Source organism: Labrys sp. (in: a-proteobacteria) (assembly GCF_047605565.1).
Lineage (GTDB): Bacteria > Pseudomonadota > Alphaproteobacteria > Rhizobiales > Labraceae > Labrys > Labrys neptuniae.
Window position 1 is genome coordinate 168,702 of the sequence record NZ_JASGFM010000007.1, and the last position, 19,286, is coordinate 187,987.

Below are 19,286 nucleotides of genomic sequence, written 5' to 3' on the forward strand. Positions count from 1 at the left end.
TCAGCGAGATTCCAGAAAATCGGATAGCACGGCATTGAACGGCGATGAGGCTTCGATGTTGACGAGGTGCCGACCGACGAGTGAGACGTGCCGTCCCCGCTCGACGGCAGCGGCAAGGGCCTCGAGGTCCGAAGGGGGACAAACCGGATCGCCCTCCCCGGAAATGGCAAGAACGGGGCTTGCTATCCCGGCGATCTCTCCACGAAGATCGGCGTTGGCAAGGGCGTTACAGCAGCCGACATATCCTTCCGGCACGGTCATCTCAAAACGGTCGAGGACGTTTCCCACGGCATCGGGATTGCTGGCGATGAAGGCCGGCGTGAACCAGCGTTCAGCCGTGGCCGCCACGAACGCGCCGAGACCGTCTCTCCGCACGGCTTCGATACGGGCATTCCAGCTTTCGGGCGTCCCGATCCGTGCAGCGGTGGCACAGAGGACGACCTTGCCGAGACGGTTCCCCGCATGGACGGCAAGCCATTGACCCGTCAGGCCGCCGAGGGAAAGGCCGCAGAAATGGGTCCGCCCGATAGCCAGCGCGTCGAGCAGCGCCAGAACGTCGTTGCCGAGATCGGCAAGCGCGTAGGGCGCCAGCGGCGCCGAGGAAAGGCCATGGCCGCGCCGGTCGTAGCGCAGCACGCGGTAGCTCCGCGACAGCGCCGACGCCTGCCCGTCCCACATGGTAAGGTCGGTTCCCAATGAATTGCAGAACAGCAGCCACGGCCTGTCCGCGGCATCCCCGTCGATGCGGTAGTGAAGGCGGTGACTGGCGAGATCGAGATAAGGCATGGCGGCTTTCGGCGTCACTACGAGGGGGAAAAGCGACGACCGGCAGGTGCTTGCTTGCCGATCGTCGCCCGTTGCTCATATCGCGGCGAGCTGGCCGGTTTCGGCGCTGCGGGCATTGGCGACTGCGAAGACCAGCATGGCGATGGTCGAGACCAGAGCGGGAATGGCGAAGATCAGAAAATTCTGCTGGAGCGGAAATTCCCTGGCGAGCAGCATGCCGCCGAGCGTCGGGCCGACGATGGCGCCAATGCGCCCCACGCCGGAAGCCCAGCCCAACCCCGTCGAGCGAATGGAGAGGTTGTAGAGCTGGGCGACGCTCGCATAGAGCAGGATCTGCGTGCCGATGGTGCTGGCGCCGGCGATGAAGACCATCAGGAACAGGAGGCCGGCCGGCGGATTGCTGCCGATCAGCGCGATGGAGGCCGCGGCTGCGGCGAAGAAGCCGATCACCACTTTCGGCAGGCCGAAACGATCTCCCAGCCAGCCGCCGGCGACAGCCCCGGCCATGCCGCCGAAGTTCAGCGAGAACAGGCTGAGCAGGCTGGCCTTCTCGGCATAGCCGGCCTCCTGCAGCACCTTCGGCAGCCAGGAGGAGAGCAGGTAGACCAGCAGCAGGCAGCAGAAGAAGGCGATCCAGAGCATGAGCGTGCGCAAGGCGCGCTGGTGGCGGAACAATTCGAGGATCGAGGCGGACGTCCCCTTGCTTTCCGTGAAAACCAGCGTGTCGCCGCTTTTGAGCTTGGCGGAGGGCAGGATGCGCGCATAGATGGCCTGCGCTTTCTGCTGCTCGCCCTGGCGGATCAGGAAGCCGAGCGATTCCGGCAGTTTCCACAGGATGAAAGGCAGGAGGAGGAGCGGCACCGCGGCGACGAAGAACATCGGTTTCCAGCCATGATGCGGGATGAGGCCGATGCCGAGCCCGGCCGCCACCATGCCGCCGACGGAATAGCCGGAGAACATCAGCGCCACCATGGTGCCGCGCAGGCGCTTGGGAGCATATTCGTTCATCAGCGCCACCGCGTTGGGCATCAGGCCGCCGCAGCCGAGGCCGGCGATGAAGCGGAAGATCTTGAACTGGTCCGGTGAGGTGGCAAAACCGGTCGCCAGGGTGGCGATGGTGAACAGCAGGAAGCTGATCGCGATGCCCTTCTTGCGGCCGATCCTGTCGGCGAGCGGCCCGAGGACGAGCGCACCGAACATCATGCCGAACAGCGCCCAGGCCTGCAGCACCCCGGCCTGCGGCTTGCTCAGGCCCCATTCGGCGATCAGTGTCGGCAGCACCGTGCCCGCGACGAAGACATCGTAGCCGTCGACGATCAGCAGTAGGGCGCAAAGCGCCACCACCGCCCACTGGAACGGCCCGAACGGATTGTCGTCGATCGCTTCGATCACATCGATCTTGCGCATTGTCGTTCCCCCCGGTTTTTTGGACATCTCAGCCCAGATCCCTCAGCCCAGTCCCTCAACCCAGGTCACCACCGGCGACCGGCAACACGCTGCCCGTGATGTAGGATGCCTCGTCCGAGGCGAGGAACAGGATCGGCGCCGCCTGCTCCTCGATGGTGGCGTAGCGTTTCATGAAGCTCGACTGCTTCACCTGGCTCACCACTTCGGCCATCCAGGCCTTTTCCCGGTCCGTATCGCCCGCCGCATTGCGTGGAACGCGGCGCGGCGGCGCTTCGGTGCCGCCCGGCGCGGTCGCGACCACGCGGATGCCGAAGCCGGCCATCTCCATCGCCAGCGATTGCGTGATGGCGTTGACGCCGCCCTTGGCCGCCGAATAGGGCAGGCGATGGATGCCGCGCGTCGCATTGGAGGAGACGTTGACGATGGTACCGCCGCCTCGGGCGACCAGCAAAGGCAGCACCGCATGGCAGCAATAGAGCGTCGGCATCAGCGAACGGCGGATTTCCGCGTCGATCTGCTGCGGCTCGAATTCGAGAAAAGGCCGCATGCGGATGGCACCGCCGACATTGTTGATGAGGATGTCGATGCCCCCGAACCTGTCGGCGGCAAAGCGCATCACCGCCGCGGCCCCCTCATGGGTTTCGAGGTCGGCGCTGAAGGCGGCCGTCTCACCGCCCGCTTGCGCCGCCACCTCGGCGACGAAATCGGCACGGTCGACGAACAGCACGCGGCCGCCTTCCCGCGCCGCGCGGATCGCCACAGCGCGACCGATGCCCTGCGCCGCCCCGGTCACCACCAGCACCTTGCCGGCGAAGCGGTCGGTGAAGCACGCCGGGTTCATGCCGCTTCCTTCGCCGGGGCGTTCGGCGTGAACTTCTCATAGTGGAAGCTTGCGGGCTTCACGCCATTCTCGTCGAAATGCCGGCGCACCGCATCGACCATCGGCGGCGGGCCGCAGAGATAGACGTCGACATCGCCGCCATGCAGAAGCTCGGCGGGCATGTGCTGCGTCACCCAGCCCTTGCGCGGATGGCTGGAGGTTTCCTCGGCCACCACGGTGGTAAAGGTGAAGTTCGGCAGGCGAGCGGCATAGGCCGCGATTTCGTCGACGAGAACCAAATCGAGATCGCGGGTGACGCCATAGATCAGGTGGACCACCTGCTCTGACCCCGTGCGGGCAAGCACCTCAAGCATCGAGAGGAAGGGCGCGAGCCCCGTGCCGCCGGCAAGGAAGAGGAGCGGACGCTTCACCTCCCTCAGATAGAAGCTGCCCAGCGGGCCGGTGAGGTCGAGCCTGTCGCCGGGCTTGGCCCCGGCGAGCCATCCGCTCATCACCCCATCGGGGATCTTCTTGATCAGGAAGCCGATGCGCCGATCGCCCGGTGCCGAGGAGAAGGAGTAGGAGCGGTTCTGGCCGCTGCCCGGCACGTCGATATTGACATATTGGCCGGGCAGGAAGATGGGCGCAGCGGCGGCATCCAGCTCCAGCTCCAGCACGATCGCGGCGTCATGATGCGGTGTCACGGCCGCCACCGTGGCGGCGAATTTCTGGTGGCCGGTCTTGCAGGCGAGTGAAGTCGTCGGCACCGCGAGGACGCAATCGCTCGAAGGCACCATCTGGCAGGTCAGCACCAGGCCCTCCGCCGCCTCGTCCTCGGTCAGGGCATCCTCGATGAAATCACTGCCGAGATCGTAGGCGCCGCTTTCGGCGCGACACTTGCAGGTGCCGCACACGCCGTCGGAGCAGTCCATCGGCAGGTTGATCTTGTTGCGGAAGGCGGCATCGAGAACCTTCTCGCCCTGCTTGCAATCGACGAAACGGGTGACCCCATCCTCGAAGTTCAATGCGATCGTGTAGAAGGTCATGGAACCCTCCTCTTCGTTCCTGTCCGGCCGGTGCCGTCAGATGTGGTAGACGTCGATGACCTGGCGGATATAGTCGTTCTTCAGCACGATTTTCTTGTTTGAGATCAGCAGCTTGTCGCTATCCTGGCGCAGCGTCACGAACATGGTGCCGAAGAACTGGTCGGTGACCTTGTAGCGGTGGTTGAGCGTGTGGAAATTGTAGCGAACGTCCACTTCGCCACCCCGGTCGGCCGTCACCTCGACATTGATGACGCTGTGGCTGGTGCGCGGCTCCGGCGTCGAGGCGCCGGACCGCTCGGTCTTGATACGGAAGACGCGGTCTTCCAGGCCTTCCCGGCTCGGATAGTAAATCAGCGAGATCTGCGCATGCGGGTCCTCGGTGATCGCATCGTCGTCGTCCCAGGCCGGCATCCAGTAGATGACGTCGGGCGCATAGCAGGTCAGCCATTCGTCCCATTGGCGATCGTCGAGAAGGCGCGCCTCCCGGAACAGGAAGGCGCAGACGGCATCGTAGGACAGGCTCATGCGACCACTCCCTTCCTCTCGGCAGCGAGCGCCTGGCGCATCACCGTCGCCCAATATTCGTGCTGGCGGACGAACAGCCCCTCGTCCTCGCTGCGCTCGCCCGAGAGCAGCGGCTCGAGGCCCATCCGCCTGGCATTGTCGTCGGGACCGTCGATCCAGAGCGGCGCACCGCGCGACAGGTCGTTCCACAGCGCCGCCGTACCGGCATAGCCGGACTGGCAGGCGCGGAACTCCTCGAGATCGTCGGCCGTGCCCATGCCGGAGACGTTGAAGAAATCCTCGTATTGGCGGATGCGCAGCGCCCGGTCTTCCGCACCCTCGCCCTTCGGGGCGAAGCAGAAGATGCTGACCTCCGTCTTGTCGACGCTGATGGGGCGCGTCACGCGGATCTGCGTGCTGAACTGATCCATCAGGAAGAGGTTGGGATAGACGCACAGATTGCGGGTCTGGTTGATGATGAAATCGGCCTTGTCGGCGCCGACGCGCTCGCGGATCTTCTCGCGCTGGGCGTAGACGGGGCGGACCTCCGGATTCATCGTGTTGGTCCATAGCAGGATATGGCCGTTCTCGAAGCCATAGACGCCGGCGACCGATTTGCTCCACGAATTGGCGTCGACCGCCTTGGTGCCTTCCTCGCTGCGGCGGCCCATGGTGGCGGCATAGTTCCAGTGGACGGAGGAGACATGGTAGCCGTCGCAGCCATTCTCCATCTGCAGCTTCCAGTTGCCGTCATAGATGTAGGAGGAATTGCCCCGCAGCACCTCCAGCCCGTCCGGCGCCTGGTCGACGATCTGGTCGATGATGATCCGCGCTTGCCCGAGGAAGTCGGTCAGCGGTGCCACGTCCTCCTTCAGGCTGCCGAACAGGAAGCCGCGATAATTCTCGAAGCGCGCGACGCGCGTCAGGTCATGCGAGCCGTTCTTGGCGAACTGCTCGGGATATTGGGTGGTCTTTTCGTCCTTCACCTTTAGGAGCCTGCCGGTGTTGGAAAAGGTCCAGCCGTGGAAGGGGCAGGTGAAGCTGCCCTTGTTGCCGTGCTTGCGACGGCAGAGCATCGCCCCGCGATGCGCGCAGGCATTGATGACGGCGTTGAGCGTGCCGGTCTTGTCGCGGGTGATCACCACCGGCTGGCGGCCGATAGAGGTGGTGTAATAGTCGTTGTTGTCGGGGATCTGGCTTTCATGGGCCAGATAGACCCAATTGCTCTCGAAGATGTGCTTCATCTCCAGCGCGAACAGGTCAGCGTCGGTGAAGATGTCGCGGCGGCAGCGAAACACGCCGGCCTCGTGATCATCCTGCACGGCAGTGGCGAGCAGATGATCGAGATCACGGGCCTTGTCGATGATTGCGGACATGACTTCTCTCCCGCAGGGGACGGCGGTCGGCGCGGCCCTTGCAACGATGTCGATGATCGGGGTGGGACGGCTCTCAGGGCCGCCGGTGTCTGTGCAGACTGGAGCAGAGTGCGATGTCTTCGAGGCAGTCTTTGCTCACCCTGCCGTTGAGGTCGCGCTGCCCAGTAACAATCAAGCTGCGGCGCGCTTGCGCTGGTCGTTGATCTGGTTGTCGACGCCGTCGACCAGTGCGGTCAGATGGATGTCGAACATGATCTCGGCGAAGGGCCCCTCCAGCCCATTGGCCGCGATGCTGGCCGCGTCCGTCCGCTCGACGACGGCTGGAACGAGGCCGTCGCGGGTGGCATAGGCGAAGTCGTCATTGACCAGCGGATCGCCCTCGATGTTGATCTGGGTCGTCAGCTTGCGATGGCCTTCGCCGCTGATGAAGAGGTGGATATGGGCCGGGCGCTGGCCATGGCGGCCAAGGGCAGAGAGCAGCTTTTCCGTCGGGCTGCCCGGCGGCACGCCATAGCCGTTCGGCACGATGCTGCGGAATTTGTAGCGGCCCTCGCCGTCGGCAATGATGGTGCGGCGCATGTTGAACGGCGCCTGCTTTCCGGTCGGATCGAAATGCGAGTAGAAGCCGCGGGTGTCGCAGTGCCAGACCTCGACGGTGGCCCCCGGCAGCGGCCGGCCGTCGGCGCCGCGGACGGTGCCGTGCATGATCAGCGTGTGGCCGTTCGTATCCGTGCCGTCGTCGAGGCGGGCGAAGCCATGTGAGACCGGCGCTCCGGCGACATAGAGCGGTCCCTCGATCGTGCGTGGTGTCGGGTTGTCGATGCCGAGCTCTGCGTCGATCGCGTCGAGGCGTTCGTCGAGGAAGTGATCGAGGCCGAGGCCAGGCGAAATCAGGCCCGCTTGTCCGGCCGCGCCGATGTCGTTGAGCCAGGCGATGGCTGTCCAGTATTCGTCCGGGGTGATATCGAGATCGTCGATCGCCTTGAAGAGGTCCGACATGATCCGATGGACGATGTGCTTGACGCGCGGATTGCCGCCGTCCTTGTCGAGCCCGCTCAGGACCTTCAGGAAATCCTGGATGTCCGGCCTTGCGAAGATCTTCACGCTCATTTCAATCCTCCATTTATTGCTTTTGAATTTATGGGGGCCTCGTCATCGTGGTCGCCCCGGACGCGGTGATGTCAGCCATCGCCGTCGCGGATCGAGGAGGGGTGCCGCAGCAGCGGCGCCACCTCGATACGCATGAACTTGAACAGCGGCAGACCCGAGAGGATCTCGTGCAGTTCCGCATTGTCCTTCACATCGAACACGCTGTAGTTCGCGTAGGCACCGGCAATACGCCAGATATGCCGCCACTTGCCGCTGCGCTGCAGTGCCTGCGAATAGGCCTTTTCCTTGGCGATGATCTCGGCCGCCTCACTCGCGGGCAGGTCGTGGGGGATGTTCACATCCATCCTGACGTGGAACAGCATGGCTCTCTCCTCAACCGGCGCTGATCGTCTTGCGCAGACCGTTGCGGGCGAAGAAGGCGACGCGTTCCTCGTCCAGTTCGATGCCGAGCCCGGGCCCGTCCGGAACCGTCAGCTCGAAGTCGCTGTAATCGAGCGGCTGGCGCAGGATCTCCTGCGTCAGCAGCAGCGGGCCGAACAATTCGGTGCCCCATTGCAGATCGGCAAAGGTCGAGAAGACCTGCGCCGAGGCGATGGTGCCGACCGGGCCTTCCAGCATGGTGCCGCCATACAGGCCGATACCGGCTGCATCCGCGATGCCCGCGACGCGCTGCGCGTTGTAGAGGCCGCCATTCTGCTCGATCTTGACGGCGAAGACGTCGGCACCGGCGGCCTTGGCGATCTCGAAGGCGGATTCCGGCCCCGTCAGCGCTTCATCGGCCATCAGCGCCACAGGGAAACGACGGACCAGCCGGGCCAGGGCGGCGGCCGAGGCCACGGGCTGTTCCACCAGTTCACAGCCGGCGTCGGCCAGTGCCGCCATGCCGAAGGCAGCCTCAGTTTCGCTCCAGGCCATGTTGACGTCGACACGCACCGCGCCGCGCTCGCCGAGCGCCCGCTTGATCGCGGCGACATGGGCGATGTCTTCCTTCAGCCCCCTGGCGCCGATCTTCAGCTTGAAGATGCGATGCCGGCGCAGATCCAGCATATGTTCGGCCTCGGCGATATCCCTGGCCGTGTCGCCGGAGGCGAGCGTCCAGGCCACCGGCAGCCGGTCGCGGCGGCGCCCGCCGAGCAATTCGCTGACCGGCAGGCCGAGGCGCTTGCCGTGGGCATCGAGCAAGGCCGTTTCCACCGCGCTCTTGGCGAAGCGGTTTTCCTTCACCATCCTGCCGAGGCGGGCCATCAGGGCCTGCACGCGGGTCGCATCCTCACCGATCATGACCGGCGCAAAATAACTGTCGATGGCGAGCTTCATGCCCTCCGGGCTTTCTCCGCCATAGGCGAGCCCGCCGATCGTCGTGCCCTCCCCGATACCGGTGATCCCGTCGCTGCAATGAACCTTCACCAGCATCAGGGTCTGGCCGTCCATGGTGGCGACCGACAATTTGTGCGGCCGGATGGTGGGCAGGTCGACGAGCAGTGTCTCGATCCGTTCGACGATGGGAGCGAGCGCTGTGGCCGGAGCGAGGGGGGCAAAAACCGTGTTCATGCTGCGATCCTGCGGCAGCCATGACGCCCCGTCCAACACCATTTGTGTTGGACATGATACCTTGTAGGTATAGTACTGGGAAAAGTCCTCGAATAACGGCACTTACCGCAGTGCAACATACCTCTGAGGGAGGGTAAAATGGATCTTCGCCAGATCCGCTATTTCGTGGCGGTGGCACGCGAGCGCAATTTCACCCGCGCGGCCGAGCTCCTGCACATGGCGCAGCCGCCCTTGAGCCGGCAGATCCAGCTGCTGGAGGAGGAACTGGGCGTGCCCCTGATCATCCGCAAGAGCCGGCCCGTGCGCCTGACGGATGCGGGCCGGCTCTTCTACGAGCAGTCCCTCCAGGTTCTCGGCCGGGTCGACCAGATGCTGACGGCAACCCGCCGGGTCGGGCTGAACCAGAACAGCGTGTTTTCCATCGGCTTCGTCGCCTCCACCCTCTATGGCGGCCTCCCCGCGCTCGTGCGCAAGCTGCGCCAGCATGCACCGCAGCTCGACATCCAGCTCCTTGAAATGGTGTCGGTGCAGCAGATCCCCGCCCTGAAGGAAGGCCGCATCGACATCGGCTTCGGTCGGCTTCGCCACAGCGATCCCAATGTCACCGGCATCGTGCTGCGCGAGGAACGGCTGGTCGTCGCCATTCCCAAGGGCACGCCGCTGGCCGAAAGCAACGCACCGCTACCGATCAGGACATTGGCGGACCGGAAGATCATCGTCTATCCCAAGGAACCGCGCCCCAGCTATGCCGACCATGTTCTGGGCCTGCTGCACGGCCATGATGCGCGTCCCGCAGAGGTTCAGGAGGTGCGGGAAATCCAGGCGGCCCTCGGGCTGGTCGCGGCGGATGCAGGCCTATGCCTCGTGCCCGCCTCCGCCCGCCAGATGCGGTCGGACGTGCACTACAGGCTGCTGGAGGAGAGGGACGCCAGTTCTCCCGTCATCCTCAACCAGAGGGTCGGCGATAGCTCGCCCTATATCGACCTGGTCAAGAAGCTCATCCAGGAAATGTATGCCGAAGATCCGCCCTGGCTGGACAAGGCCCACAACTATATTCCGTGACTGCGACGGCTAGGACTGCGCAGGGGCCCAAGCCGTATTGCGAGCCATTCGGCATTCACACGCGCGAAAATATTTAGGCGTAGCGCCATTCGGAGCTGCCGCCCGATTTGAATCAGGGAGGTCAGTGATTGATCCTTCCTGTGCACAAACCGGTGTTCACAAAGCAGAACCCCGCGGAATCATGAGACCTCGCGGGGGTTGGTGCATATTTGATTGGGTTGCGGGGGCTCAGGGCACAGCAACCCATACTCCCTTGAAAACCCTCTATTGTAACGCCATGACCGCTTGATTGCCGGTTGTCTTCCGCAGAGGGCCCCCGCTGGAAAAACAGCCGGCACCGGCCCGCCCCTCGATGATGTGTCAGCCGACGTCGCGCGTAGCTCCACGTTGGAAAACCGTCGGGAACCAGTCTTCGCGCAGCTTTTCGCCCGCCGACATGCCGTGGCCGGGATAGGGAGGCGAGGTGCGGCCGGGCCGCTCGACATAGCGAGCGTCGTCTCCCACCAGGCGCAGGGAAAACGCCCGTCTGCGTGTTGTGGCATTGTTGCCGCGAGCGCCATGGAGCGTCATGTAGTTGAAGGCGACGGCATCGCCCGGCTCCATCTCCCACTCGCGAATGTCCATGCCTTCCGCATCGGGATCGGGTACGGGGATATAGGCATCGCTGTCGGCGTAGAAATTCTCTTCCGAGAGCCAGCGCGTCGGCAGGACCGGCTTCGGCCAGCGATGCGAGCCGGCGACGCAGCGCAGCGACGCTTCGCGCACCGGATCCAGCGGCGACCAGAAGCTGACCGTCTGCGTCCCCTCGACAAAATAATAGGGACCGTCCTGGTGCCAGGGCGTCGGCTTCGATGTGCCGGGTTCCTTGACCAGGACATGGTCGTGGAAGACCTGGACCGAATTCGCCCCCATCAGGTCCGCCGCGACCTCGCCGGCTGCGGAGTGACGGATCACGGTCTCGAATTCGGGGATGCGCTCCCAATTGCAATAGTCGTCGAAGAAGCGACCAGCCTCGCCGGGCTTGAGGTTCTCGGCGCCATATTGGCTGGGCTCGGCCATGTTGCGAGCCACACCCGCCCGCAGTCTCTCCACGTGATCCTTGAACAATCCGCGCACCAGCACGACGCCGTCGCGCTGATAGGCCTCGATCTGTTCCTGCGTGACGAGCGGATGTGTCATTGCGTTCCTCCCTGCTTGACGGCACGAGCAAACAGGCAATCGTTTATAGTTTCAAATAATAAGTATCTAAACTACTCTTAGGCTCATGCTATATCTCACGCTTCGCCAGTTCGAGTATGTTTCCGCCGTGGCCCACTCAGGCAGTCTTTCGGCCGCCGCCTCGCAGCTCAACGTATCGCAGCCCTCGCTTTCGGTCGCCATCACGCAGGTCGAGCGGCGCCTGGCGCGCAAGCTTTTCATCCGGCGCCGGGGTGCCCCGGTCGAGCTGACCGATTTCGGCCGGGATTATCTTGCCCAGGTCGAGGAGATCATCTCCCTCGCCCGACAGTTGGATGATCCCGCCCGCAACCAACGCGCTACTGCCGGCCGCCTGACACTGGGGCTGTTCGAGGATCTGGCGCCGCTTCATATCGGCCGCCTACTCAACGCCCTGCGCAGCAAGCTGCCGGGCGCCGAGATCCGCTATCGCATCGCCGATTTCGAGACGCTCGCCCGCGACATGCTGCAATCGCGCATCGACCTGGCCGTGACGTTCGACCTTGGTCTCGACGCAAGCTTCCTGCGCCGACCGCTCGCGTCCATCCAGCCCCACGCCTTGATGCGCGTCGACGACCCCCTTGCCGGCTTGCAGGAGGTCAGCCTCCGTGACCTCGGCCAACGTGCACTGATCCTCTTCGAGGAAGGCCTGTCGGTAAGACACGTCCTGGGCCTCTTCCGGCGGATCGGCGCGGAGCCGGTCGTTCGCCACAGGGTGCAGGCACTCGAGGTCATGCGCAGCCTGGCCGCCCATGGCGATGGCATCGGCATCACCTATGCAGGATCGAAAAGCAGCTGTGCTTATGACGGGACTCCCCTGGCCAGTGTGCCGATCGCCGAGGATTTCGCCCGGGAGCCGGTCATCCTCGCCTGCCCGCTCGACGGTGCGAAGAGCGCGATCCTGAATCCCGCCTCGCAAGCCATTGTCGAGGCGTTCAGCCGCGAATGAACGGGCCGCTCTGCACCACCCAGAGCGGCGCTACAGAATCTAACTTGGGGTTCAAATCGAAATTGATGCCGTAAGCTCTTATTCTTGCGCTATTTTTTGAAATTTCATCCCTTCCCCACACGATCCGCTAGCTTTGCGCTTCGAAGCGTTCAGGCAGGATCTTTCCCGGGTTCATGATGTTCTTCGGATCGATCGCCGCCTTGATGGCCGCCATCACATCCAGTGCCGGGCCCATCTCGCGCTCCATATAGGAACGCTTGCCCTGCCCCACGCCATGTTCGCCCGTGCAGGTTCCTTCCATGGAAAGAGCCAGCTCGTTCAGCCAGCCGATATAGGATTTGGCAGCGGCCCGCTCTGCCGGGTTCTCCGGATCGAGCACGATCAGATTGTGGAAATTGCCGTCGCCGACATGCCCCGCAATCGGAGCGAGCAGCCTCAGTGATTGGGCTTTCTCGGCCGCCGCGCCGATGCATTCGGCCAGTCGCGAGATCGGCACGCAGACATCGGTGCTGATGCCCTTGGCGCCGGGCCGCAGGCCCAGGACCGCCCAGAACAGGTCGTGGCGCGCCTTCCACAACCGCGTCCGTTCCTGCGGATCGGTCGTCCAGTCCAGTGCGGTGGCGCCGTGCTCGCGGGCGATGTCCCCGAAACGCACCGACAATTCAGCGACCGTGTCCGGCGTGCCGTGGAATTCGGCCAGCAGCAGCGGCGTCTCCGGCAGGTTCAGCTGCGAATGGGCATTGACCGCCTTGACCGTGGTTGCGTCCAACAGCTCGATCCGCGCAAAGGGCAGGCCGAATTGAAGGCCGCTGATAACGGCATTGCTGGCAGCTTCGACGGTGGGGAAGGAGCAGCGGGCCGCCGACACCGCCTCGGGAATGCCTCGCAACCGAACCGTCAGCTCGGTGATGATGCCGAGCGTGCCTTCGGAACCGACCAGCAGCCTGGTCAGATCGTAGCCCGCCGCACTCTTGCGCGCCCGGTGGCCGGTGCGGATCACCCGGCCGTCCGGCATCACGGCCTCGAGTGACAGCACCGCGTCCTTCATGGTGCCATAGAGCACCGCGGTCGTGCCCGAAGCGCGGGTGGCGGCCATACCGCCGAGAGTCGCATCGGCGCCGGGATCGAGAGGGAAGAACAGGCCGGTATCGCGCAGATAGTCGTTCAGGCGGCTGCGTGTCACACCCGGTTGGATCACGCAGTCCATGTCTTCGGCGTTGACCGCAAGAATGCGGTCCATCCGCGTCAGGTCGACGGATATACCGCCTCTTGGCGCATTGAGCTGGCCTTCGAGCGAGCTGCCCGCGCCGAAGGGGATGACCGGCACGCCCGCCTCGCCACACAGTCCGACGATATCGGCAACCTCCGCCGTATTCTCGGCGAAGACCACGCCATCCGGCGGCTGGTTCTCGATCCAGGTGGTCGTGGAACCGTGTTGCGCACATATGGCCGCCCCGGTCTGGAAACGATCCGCGAACCGCTCTCGCAGGGTCTGGACGAACGCCTTGGGAAGGGTGCTTTCTCTCGACATGGCACTCCGCTGACTATGTTGTCCGCAGGACGTCTGCGGAATGGACGAAGGCGCCCACGGCTCGCGGGCGGAGCAAGACTATCCCGTCGCGGTCACGATGGTCGATAGGACGCTCCCGCCATAGCCGCATTGGTGAACAGCATCGGGCAGATCAACCCTTCCCAGCGAACGGCATCCCGATGTTCCCGGCCGCCCGCCGTGGCCTCAGCCGATCGTCGCTCTCCCCTCGGCCCTTCACCTCGACAGCCAGGACGCCGCCGCCGTCAACAGGGCTTGGGTGGCAGCCGCAGTCCCCGTCGTGACGCGCACGCCCTCGCCGCGAAAACAGCGCACCGCAATCCCGGCCGCGGACAAATGAAGAGTCAGCGCCTCAGCTTCCGCGCCGACCGCCAACCACACGAAATTGGCCTGCGAGAGCGCGACCTCGAATCCAAGGGCCGAAAGCCCCTCATACATGTGCCCTCGCTGCTCGAGGCTGGCAGCTATGCGTGCCGCGACCACATCCTCCTCGGCAAGGGCCGCGAGCGCCGCCGCCTGCGCGGTTGCCGGCAGCGGGAATGGCGGCGCGACCGCATTGGCCGCTGCAATGACGCTTCGATCCGCCAGGCAATAGCCGACCCGCATGCCGGCAAGCCCCCAGGCTTTGGAAAACGTGCGCAGCACGGCAAGGTTCCGATGCCGGGCGAGGCGGCGCGCGGGCGAGGCTGCAACCATCGCCGCCTCGTCGGCATAGTCGGCATAGGCCTCGTCGAGGATGATGAGCGTTTGCGCGGGTATGGCATCCAGCAGCGCCTCCAACTCGTCCGGCGCCAGCACGGTGCCGGTCGGATTGTTGGGGTTGCAGACGATCACCACCCGCGCCTCGGATCTGCAGGCCTGGAGGATCGCTGCCGCATTCAGCCGGTGACGACCGTCAAGCGGCACCTCCACAAGGCGCGCGCCTGCTCCGCCGACGATGATCGGATAGGCCTCATAGGAGCGCCAGGGCGTGATCACCCTGTCGCCAGGATCGCAATAAGCGCGGATGAGCTGGTCCAGCATGGTGACGGAGCCCGCCGACACCGCGACCATGTCGGCGGGCAGACCATGCCGGTTTGCCAGCGCCTCCGCCAGCGTCTCGCCGCGCAAGTCCGGATAGCGGTGCGCGCCCGTCATTGCCTTGGCCACGGCGGCCTGGACGGCCGCGCTCGGTGGATCCGGTGCCTCGTTGGAACCGAGCCGGTGCGCGAACGCGATGCCGGGCCCGGCCCGGCCGCGCCCATAGCCGGGCAATTCCGTCAGCCGCGCGCTGGGCTTGGGTACGCCAGCTCCCTGATCGCCGATTGCAAACATTGGCCCCAACATGTCGGCATCCAAGTTATATAGAGTTGTATATGCAACTTGAATATCCTTCAGATGTCGAGCCCCGTCAAGGCAGACGAAGCCCTTCGGCGGAGGGACGGCAAGGCTGGGCCCGCCGGAAACCCGCCTCCCCCTCGCGTCAGCGTCCGACAGGCATTCGCCCGGCAAGGCTGAAGCGAGGACCCGGGTGCAGGAAGCGCGCGCTGGTGGCAATCATGCCGCGCGACCAGGTGCGCCGGCGCAGCAGAAGCAGCGGTTCGCCCTGCTTCATTTCGAGCAGCTTGCAGCTGAACTCATCGGCCAGGACGGCCTGAATGACATGCTCGACCTCCTCCAGGGGAGCCACGGCCATCAGGTGGACATAAGGCGTGATTTTGGTGAAATCCTGCTCCAGATAGTCCGGAGAAAACTGCGGGTTTACGTATCTGTCTTCAATTTGCAGCGGTCTTCCGTTTTCCCGGTGAACCAACAGAGAGTGAAATACCGTGGAACCGGGCACGACATTGAGCTCGGTCGCGAGATTGAGATCGCTGTTGACCTCCTCCATCTTGATGACGTCTGTCGTATGCCGGTTCCCGCGCGCTTCGATCTCGGAATGGATGTTGCGCAATTCCAGGAAGGTGGATTGGCTTTGGCGGGCGGCGACAAAGGTGCCCGCCCCCTGCCGCCGCACCAGCACCCCCTCCGCGGCGAGGTCGCGCATGGCAATATGGACGGTCATGCGCGAGGCGCCCAACTGTTCCGAAAGGCGCGATTCAGACGGGACTTGATAGCCTTCCTGCCATTCGCCCGAATTGATATTCGCCAGAATATGGTTGCGCACCTGCTGCCCCAGCGAGACCCCGATCTCGCCGTTGCCGCGGAGCATCTCCTTCAAGGCGCCATCTCTCTTCTTGTTCATCTCGCCATGTGCCAATGCGTCTGAATCAAACAGGTCTACATGTTAATACAAGCCGCATGGGGCAGCAGCCGAGAACCGACCACTTCCCCGAAGGCACGCTCGATGGGCAACCATTCCCAATAATGTATATAGCTATATAGTAAAACGAAATGCCCGCCAGTCCCGATACGCCGCCGTGTCGAGAAGAGCCGGAGCGCCAACCGATCCCATCTCGCTACCGAAGGGCGCTCCCCGGGACCTCAAGGACGGATCGCGCTTGACAAAAACGGCTTCGGCAAGTTGTATAAGCTAGTATATACATCTAATCACCAAACCATCCAGAACCAAAATCCGCGAGCTTCGAGACCACGTCAATGTGGCCCTCGCGATAAACAGGGGACTCAATGCATGGGCAATGAACGTCGTCGTCACGCTCGGTCGGCCTCGGCGACCGCAGCCGCGTTGTTCCTGGTCGGAGCAATGCTCGTAGGTACGGCTCATGCCGATACCGCCATTGCGACCAAGGCAGATCCCAAGATCCAGGCCATGCTGCCCGCCAAATTGAAGGAAGCTGGCCAGATAAGGGTCGCCAGCAACGTCGAATATCCGCCGTTCGAATATTTCGACACCGACAACACCACCATCATCGGCCTCGACAAGGATCTGGCAGAAGCGATCGGGCAGAAGCTCGGCGTCAAGCTCGAATTCCAGCATATGAGCTTCGACGCCATCATCCCGGCTCTCGCGGCCAACCGCTACGACATGGCGATGTCGGCGATGACCGACACCGAGGAACGACGCAAGAAGGTCGATTTCGTCGACTATTTCACCTCGGGTGGCGGTTTCCTGGTCAAGCAAGGCAACCCCAAGAACATCCATAGCCTGGCCGATATCTGCGGCATCTCCGTCGCAATCGACAAGGGCACCACGGAAATCGACGATGCCAAGAAGGCTTCGGACGACTGCGTGAAGGCCGGCAAGCCGGAAGTCAGCGCCAAGATCCTGCCCGGCACCAGCCAGATCGTCCTGGCCTTGCAGGCGGGCCGGGCCGACGTGGCCATGATTGACACCGCTGCCGGCGCCTATATTGCGCAGCAGCACAAAGGCTCCTTCGAGGTGCCGGGCACTTCCTATGCACCGCGTCGCTACGGCTTGGTGCTGCCCAAGGGTTCCGACGAACTGGCCAAGGCCCTCCAGGCCTCTGTGCAGGCTTTGATCGACGAAGGCACCTACGGCAAGATCCTGGCCAAGTGGGGACAGGAGGTCGGCGCCATCAAGACGGCCACGATCAACGACGGCCAATAAGGGATGGAGGTCGCCACCCAGCAGCCGCAACTTCGGGAGCCAGCCATGTCGGTCAACGAGACCCGTCCGAAGGGAGCGGATGTCGATCCCACGATCGACCTGGCCATCAGGCCGGCCAGTCATCCCTGGCGCTGGGTGGCCATCGCCTTCGTCGCCCTTCTGGCGGCGATGCTGGTGCACACGCTCTTCACCAACCCGCGGTTCGAATGGGCCGTGGTCGGTCAGTACTTCACCTCGCAGACGATCTTGCTGGGCGTATGGCGTACTCTCGAGCTGACGGCCATCGCCATGGTGATGGGTGTCGCGCTGGGCGTGATGCTGGCGGTCATGCGGCTATCGCCGAACCCCATCCTGTCGGGTGCATCATGGCTTTTCGTCTGGTTCTTCCGCGGAGCGCCGCTGCTGGTGCAATTGCTGGTCTGGTACAATCTGTCGGCCCTGTTTCCCCATATCTCGCTGGGCATCCCGTTCATCGGTCCCGACTTCGTCGAGCTGGATGCCAATGTGCTGATCACGCCCTATGTGGCGGCAATCCTCGGGCTCGGCCTGAACGAAGCCGCCTATAGCGCGGAGATCATCCGCGCGGGCATCATTTCCATCGATCACGGCCAGACGGAAGCGGCCCAGTCCATCGGCATGTCGCGCGGGCGGCTGCTGCGGCGGGTGATACTGCCGCAGGCGATGCGCGTCATCATCCCGCCGCTCGGCAATGACACCATCAACATGCTGAAGATGTCGGCCCTGGTCAGCATCATCGCCGTCCCCGAACTGCTCTTCGCCGCCCAGACGATCTATACGCGCACGTTCGAGACCATTCCGCTGCTGCTGGTGGCGGTCATCTGGTACCTGATCATCGTTTCGGTGATGAGCGGCATCCAGTATTACATCGAGCGCCACTACGCCCGCGGCAGCAGCCGCAACCTCCCTCCAACACCCCTGCAAAGCATCAGCGCGTTCTTCGGGCTGTCGCGCAACAGCCGGCTCGATCCTGGCGAGAAAGGGAGCACGCCATGACCTTTCAACCAAAGCCGCCGGCCAAGATCATGGTGCAGGCGACCGGCGTGCGGAAGTCATTCGGCGCCCTGGAGGTTCTCAAGGGAATAAACCTGTCCGTTTCGAACGGCCAGGTGATGTGCCTGCTCGGCCAATCCGGTTCCGGCAAAAGCACCTTCCTGCGCTGCATCAACCATCTCGAGCGTATCGACAAGGGCCGCATCCGCGTGGATGGCGAGCTGATCGGCTACAGGGAGCACAAGGGCTACCTCCAGGAAATGCACGAGCATGAGATAGCGCGCCAGCGCATCCATATCGGCATGGTGTTCCAGCACTTCAATCTGTTCCCGCACATGACGGTTCTCCAGAACATCATGGAGGGACCGATCGGGGTGAAGCGGGAACCGCGCGAGGATGTGAGGGAGCGCGCCCACGCCATCCTGAAGCGCGTCGGACTGGCTGAGAAGGTCAACGCCTACCCCCGCCAGCTGTCCGGCGGGCAGCAGCAACGTGTCGCGATTGCGCGCGCCCTCGCCATGCAGCCCAAGCTCATCCTGTTCGACGAACCCACCAGCGCCCTGGACCCCGAACTGGTCTCCGATGTGCTGGACGTGATGCGCGATCTTGCCCAAAGCGGCATGACGATGATCGTGGTGACCCACGAGATCGCCTTCGCCCGTGAAGTGGCTGATCATATCGTCTTCATGGCCGGCGGCGAGATCATCGAAGAAGGTAAGCCCGGGGATGTACTGGGCAACCCATGCCATCCACAAACGCAAGCCTTTCTCTCCAAGGTGCTTGTATAGGGACAGACAAACATCGTTTAGTCGTTGTCTTGAACCGGGAGTTGCCGCCTGGCGGAGACGCAGGCGTAGCAAGTTTGACGAGAGCGTCGTGCCGAAAAGTGGGTTCCGGTTTCCGGCAGAGACGATGCGGCAACAATCAATTACAGCATCGTGATCGGGTCGGAGATCGGGCACGATGCTGTAAGTGGCCGATGATGTTGCTCCCAGGTTTTATCCAGCACTGAGTTTGCTCCGGAGGTTGGAAATCCAGGCTCGGGGGCGGTGCTGCCCACGCGGCAAGCGGCCCTTGATAGGAAACAGGGCCGCCCCGCACGCTCCCATCACCGCGTCCCGACGTGAGGGACCGATGATTGCCTCCGAGAAGGCGGCCTTGCCCCGTGCGTCCAGCGCATTTCGAGGCGGGCGCGAGACGGAACGGATTTCACGATGGGACTCCGTTCATCAAGCCGTTGCTACCGCGCCATCATCACCAACATGCCGGCGGGCATGCATAAACCCACGGCTCTCCCTCAATGGTGGCCCGGTCCCTCGACCTTCACCTCGCTGCCGTTGGCATCATAGAGCTTGCCGTTGAGGAAATAGTCGCCCTCATGCAGCATCGAGA

18 protein-coding genes are annotated in these 19,286 nt (G+C 63.7%); 5 read left to right on the plus strand and 13 right to left on the minus strand.

Annotated features, from left to right (window positions below):
• The 9 genes from pcaD to QM672_RS09905 all read right to left on the minus strand — a co-directional run bounded on the left by pcaD (position 1) and on the right by QM672_RS09905 (position 8,600).
• Positions 1-786: a 3-oxoadipate enol-lactonase gene (pcaD, locus tag QM672_RS09865; protein WP_415082252.1), complete on the minus strand. Its 786-nt coding sequence runs from the start codon at positions 784-786 to the stop codon at positions 1-3.
• Positions 787-861: 75 nt separating this feature from the next.
• Positions 862-2,193 carry an MFS transporter gene (locus QM672_RS09870; protein WP_415082254.1) on the minus strand — a complete coding sequence of 444 codons (1,332 nt, stop codon included), beginning with the start codon at positions 2,191-2,193 and terminating at the stop codon, positions 862-864.
• Positions 2,194-2,248: 55 nt separating this feature from the next.
• Positions 2,249-3,034, minus strand: a complete 786-nt coding sequence (gene benD, locus QM672_RS09875; protein ID WP_415082256.1) for a benzoate diol dehydrogenase BenD — start codon at positions 3,032-3,034, stop codon at positions 2,249-2,251.
• The gene (gene benC, locus QM672_RS09880) at positions 3,031-4,059 is read right to left on the minus strand and encodes a benzoate 1,2-dioxygenase electron transfer component BenC (protein WP_415082258.1); all 1,029 of its coding nucleotides are present in this window, start codon (positions 4,057-4,059) and stop codon (positions 3,031-3,033) included. The genes benD and benC overlap by 4 nt, the downstream gene beginning before the upstream one ends.
• A gap of 36 nt (positions 4,060-4,095) precedes the next feature.
• On the minus strand, positions 4,096-4,584 hold the full coding sequence (benB, locus tag QM672_RS09885; RefSeq protein WP_415082260.1) for a benzoate 1,2-dioxygenase small subunit: 489 nt from the start codon (positions 4,582-4,584) through the stop codon (positions 4,096-4,098).
• Positions 4,581-5,939, minus strand: coding sequence for a Rieske 2Fe-2S domain-containing protein (locus QM672_RS09890; RefSeq protein ID WP_415082262.1), 1,359 nt, complete (start codon positions 5,937-5,939; stop codon positions 4,581-4,583). Before QM672_RS09890 ends, benB begins: the two co-directional genes overlap by 4 nt.
• 171 nt (positions 5,940-6,110) lie before the next feature.
• Positions 6,111-7,049, minus strand: a complete 939-nt coding sequence (gene catA, locus QM672_RS09895) for a catechol 1,2-dioxygenase (RefSeq protein WP_415082264.1) — start codon at positions 7,047-7,049, stop codon at positions 6,111-6,113.
• Between the two features lie 71 nt (positions 7,050-7,120).
• The gene (gene catC / locus QM672_RS09900; protein ID WP_149250260.1) at positions 7,121-7,411 is read right to left on the minus strand and encodes a muconolactone Delta-isomerase; all 291 of its coding nucleotides are present in this window, start codon (positions 7,409-7,411) and stop codon (positions 7,121-7,123) included.
• 10 nt (positions 7,412-7,421) lie between these two features.
• The gene (locus QM672_RS09905) at positions 7,422-8,600 is read right to left on the minus strand and encodes a muconate/chloromuconate family cycloisomerase (RefSeq protein WP_415082266.1); all 1,179 of its coding nucleotides are present in this window, start codon (positions 8,598-8,600) and stop codon (positions 7,422-7,424) included.
• Positions 8,601-8,738: 138 nt separating this feature from the next.
• Here QM672_RS09905 and QM672_RS09910 point away from each other — a divergent pair, with 138 nt between their 5' ends.
• On the plus strand, positions 8,739-9,662 hold the full coding sequence (locus tag QM672_RS09910) for a LysR family transcriptional regulator (RefSeq protein ID WP_311944966.1): 924 nt from the start codon (positions 8,739-8,741) through the stop codon (positions 9,660-9,662).
• Positions 9,663-10,022: 360 nt separating this feature from the next.
• Here the strand turns inward: QM672_RS09910 and QM672_RS09915 are convergent, their stop codons facing one another.
• Positions 10,023-10,841, minus strand: coding sequence for a phytanoyl-CoA dioxygenase family protein (locus QM672_RS09915; RefSeq protein ID WP_394315311.1), 819 nt, complete (start codon positions 10,839-10,841; stop codon positions 10,023-10,025).
• 85 nt (positions 10,842-10,926) lie between these two features.
• Between QM672_RS09915 and QM672_RS09920 the strand changes: the two genes are divergently transcribed.
• Positions 10,927-11,826 (plus strand): LysR family transcriptional regulator, encoded by a 900-nt coding sequence (locus QM672_RS09920; RefSeq protein ID WP_311944969.1) that lies wholly within the window; start codon positions 10,927-10,929, stop codon positions 11,824-11,826.
• A gap of 127 nt (positions 11,827-11,953) precedes the next feature.
• On the opposite strand, the gene QM672_RS09925 is transcribed toward QM672_RS09920, so the two are convergent.
• The 3 genes from QM672_RS09925 to hutC form a co-directional block, all read right to left on the minus strand.
• The gene (locus tag QM672_RS09925) at positions 11,954-13,357 is read right to left on the minus strand and encodes an FAD-binding oxidoreductase (RefSeq protein WP_415082269.1); all 1,404 of its coding nucleotides are present in this window, start codon (positions 13,355-13,357) and stop codon (positions 11,954-11,956) included.
• Between the two features lie 234 nt (positions 13,358-13,591).
• Positions 13,592-14,701 carry an aminotransferase class I/II-fold pyridoxal phosphate-dependent enzyme gene (locus tag QM672_RS09930; RefSeq protein ID WP_415082271.1) on the minus strand — a complete coding sequence of 370 codons (1,110 nt, stop codon included), beginning with the start codon at positions 14,699-14,701 and terminating at the stop codon, positions 13,592-13,594.
• Positions 14,702-14,837: 136 nt separating this feature from the next.
• The gene (gene hutC / locus QM672_RS09935) at positions 14,838-15,599 is read right to left on the minus strand and encodes a histidine utilization repressor (RefSeq protein WP_415082273.1); all 762 of its coding nucleotides are present in this window, start codon (positions 15,597-15,599) and stop codon (positions 14,838-14,840) included.
• A 459-nt stretch (positions 15,600-16,058) separates the two neighbouring features.
• On the opposite strand from hutC, the gene QM672_RS09940 reads away from it, so the two are divergent.
• Genes QM672_RS09940 through QM672_RS09950 form a run of 3 tightly spaced genes read left to right on the plus strand, consistent with a single transcriptional unit; the run spans position 16,059 to position 18,682 of the window.
• Positions 16,059-16,883 carry an ABC transporter substrate-binding protein gene (locus QM672_RS09940; RefSeq protein ID WP_367625754.1) on the plus strand — a complete coding sequence of 275 codons (825 nt, stop codon included), beginning with the start codon at positions 16,059-16,061 and terminating at the stop codon, positions 16,881-16,883.
• A 45-nt stretch (positions 16,884-16,928) separates the two neighbouring features.
• A complete protein-coding gene (locus QM672_RS09945) occupies positions 16,929-17,897 on the plus strand; it encodes an amino acid ABC transporter permease (RefSeq protein WP_415082276.1) in 969 nt (322 codons plus the stop codon).
• Positions 17,894-18,682: an amino acid ABC transporter ATP-binding protein gene (locus QM672_RS09950; protein ID WP_415082278.1), complete on the plus strand. Its 789-nt coding sequence runs from the start codon at positions 17,894-17,896 to the stop codon at positions 18,680-18,682. Before QM672_RS09945 ends, QM672_RS09950 begins: the two co-directional genes overlap by 4 nt.
• Positions 18,683-19,286 lie beyond the last annotated feature (604 nt).

What these genes read in the sequence shown, in the direction of transcription:
- QM672_RS09945 (WP_415082276.1), top strand. Translation starts at nt 16,929, where the DNA reads ATGTCGGTCAACGAGACCCGTCCGAAGGGAGCGGATGTCGATCCCACG.
- QM672_RS09950 (WP_415082278.1), top strand. Translation starts at nt 17,894, where the DNA reads ATGACCTTTCAACCAAAGCCGCCGGCCAAGATCATGGTGCAGGCGACC.
- QM672_RS09920 (WP_311944969.1), top strand. Translation starts at nt 10,927, where the DNA reads ATGCTATATCTCACGCTTCGCCAGTTCGAGTATGTTTCCGCCGTGGCC.
- QM672_RS09910 (WP_311944966.1), top strand. Translation starts at nt 8,739, where the DNA reads ATGGATCTTCGCCAGATCCGCTATTTCGTGGCGGTGGCACGCGAGCGC.
- catA (WP_415082264.1), bottom strand. Translation starts at nt 7,049, where the DNA reads ATGAGCGTGAAGATCTTCGCAAGGCCGGACATCCAGGATTTCCTGAAG.
- benD (WP_415082256.1), bottom strand. Translation starts at nt 3,034, where the DNA reads ATGAACCCGGCGTGCTTCACCGACCGCTTCGCCGGCAAGGTGCTGGTG.
- catC (WP_149250260.1), bottom strand. Translation starts at nt 7,411, where the DNA reads ATGCTGTTCCACGTCAGGATGGATGTGAACATCCCCCACGACCTGCCC.
- QM672_RS09925 (WP_415082269.1), bottom strand. Translation starts at nt 13,357, where the DNA reads ATGTCGAGAGAAAGCACCCTTCCCAAGGCGTTCGTCCAGACCCTGCGA.
- benC (WP_415082258.1), bottom strand. Translation starts at nt 4,059, where the DNA reads ATGACCTTCTACACGATCGCATTGAACTTCGAGGATGGGGTCACCCGT.
- QM672_RS09870 (WP_415082254.1), bottom strand. Translation starts at nt 2,193, where the DNA reads ATGCGCAAGATCGATGTGATCGAAGCGATCGACGACAATCCGTTCGGG.
- QM672_RS09890 (WP_415082262.1), bottom strand. Translation starts at nt 5,939, where the DNA reads ATGTCCGCAATCATCGACAAGGCCCGTGATCTCGATCATCTGCTCGCC.
- QM672_RS09930 (WP_415082271.1), bottom strand. Translation starts at nt 14,701, where the DNA reads ATGTTGGGGCCAATGTTTGCAATCGGCGATCAGGGAGCTGGCGTACCC.
- QM672_RS09940 (WP_367625754.1), top strand. Translation starts at nt 16,059, where the DNA reads ATGCTCGTAGGTACGGCTCATGCCGATACCGCCATTGCGACCAAGGCA.
- benB (WP_415082260.1), bottom strand. Translation starts at nt 4,584, where the DNA reads ATGAGCCTGTCCTACGATGCCGTCTGCGCCTTCCTGTTCCGGGAGGCG.
- QM672_RS09905 (WP_415082266.1), bottom strand. Translation starts at nt 8,600, where the DNA reads ATGAACACGGTTTTTGCCCCCCTCGCTCCGGCCACAGCGCTCGCTCCC.
- QM672_RS09915 (WP_394315311.1), bottom strand. Translation starts at nt 10,841, where the DNA reads ATGACACATCCGCTCGTCACGCAGGAACAGATCGAGGCCTATCAGCGC.
- hutC (WP_415082273.1), bottom strand. Translation starts at nt 15,599, where the DNA reads ATGAACAAGAAGAGAGATGGCGCCTTGAAGGAGATGCTCCGCGGCAAC.
- pcaD (WP_415082252.1), bottom strand. Translation starts at nt 786, where the DNA reads ATGCCTTATCTCGATCTCGCCAGTCACCGCCTTCACTACCGCATCGAC.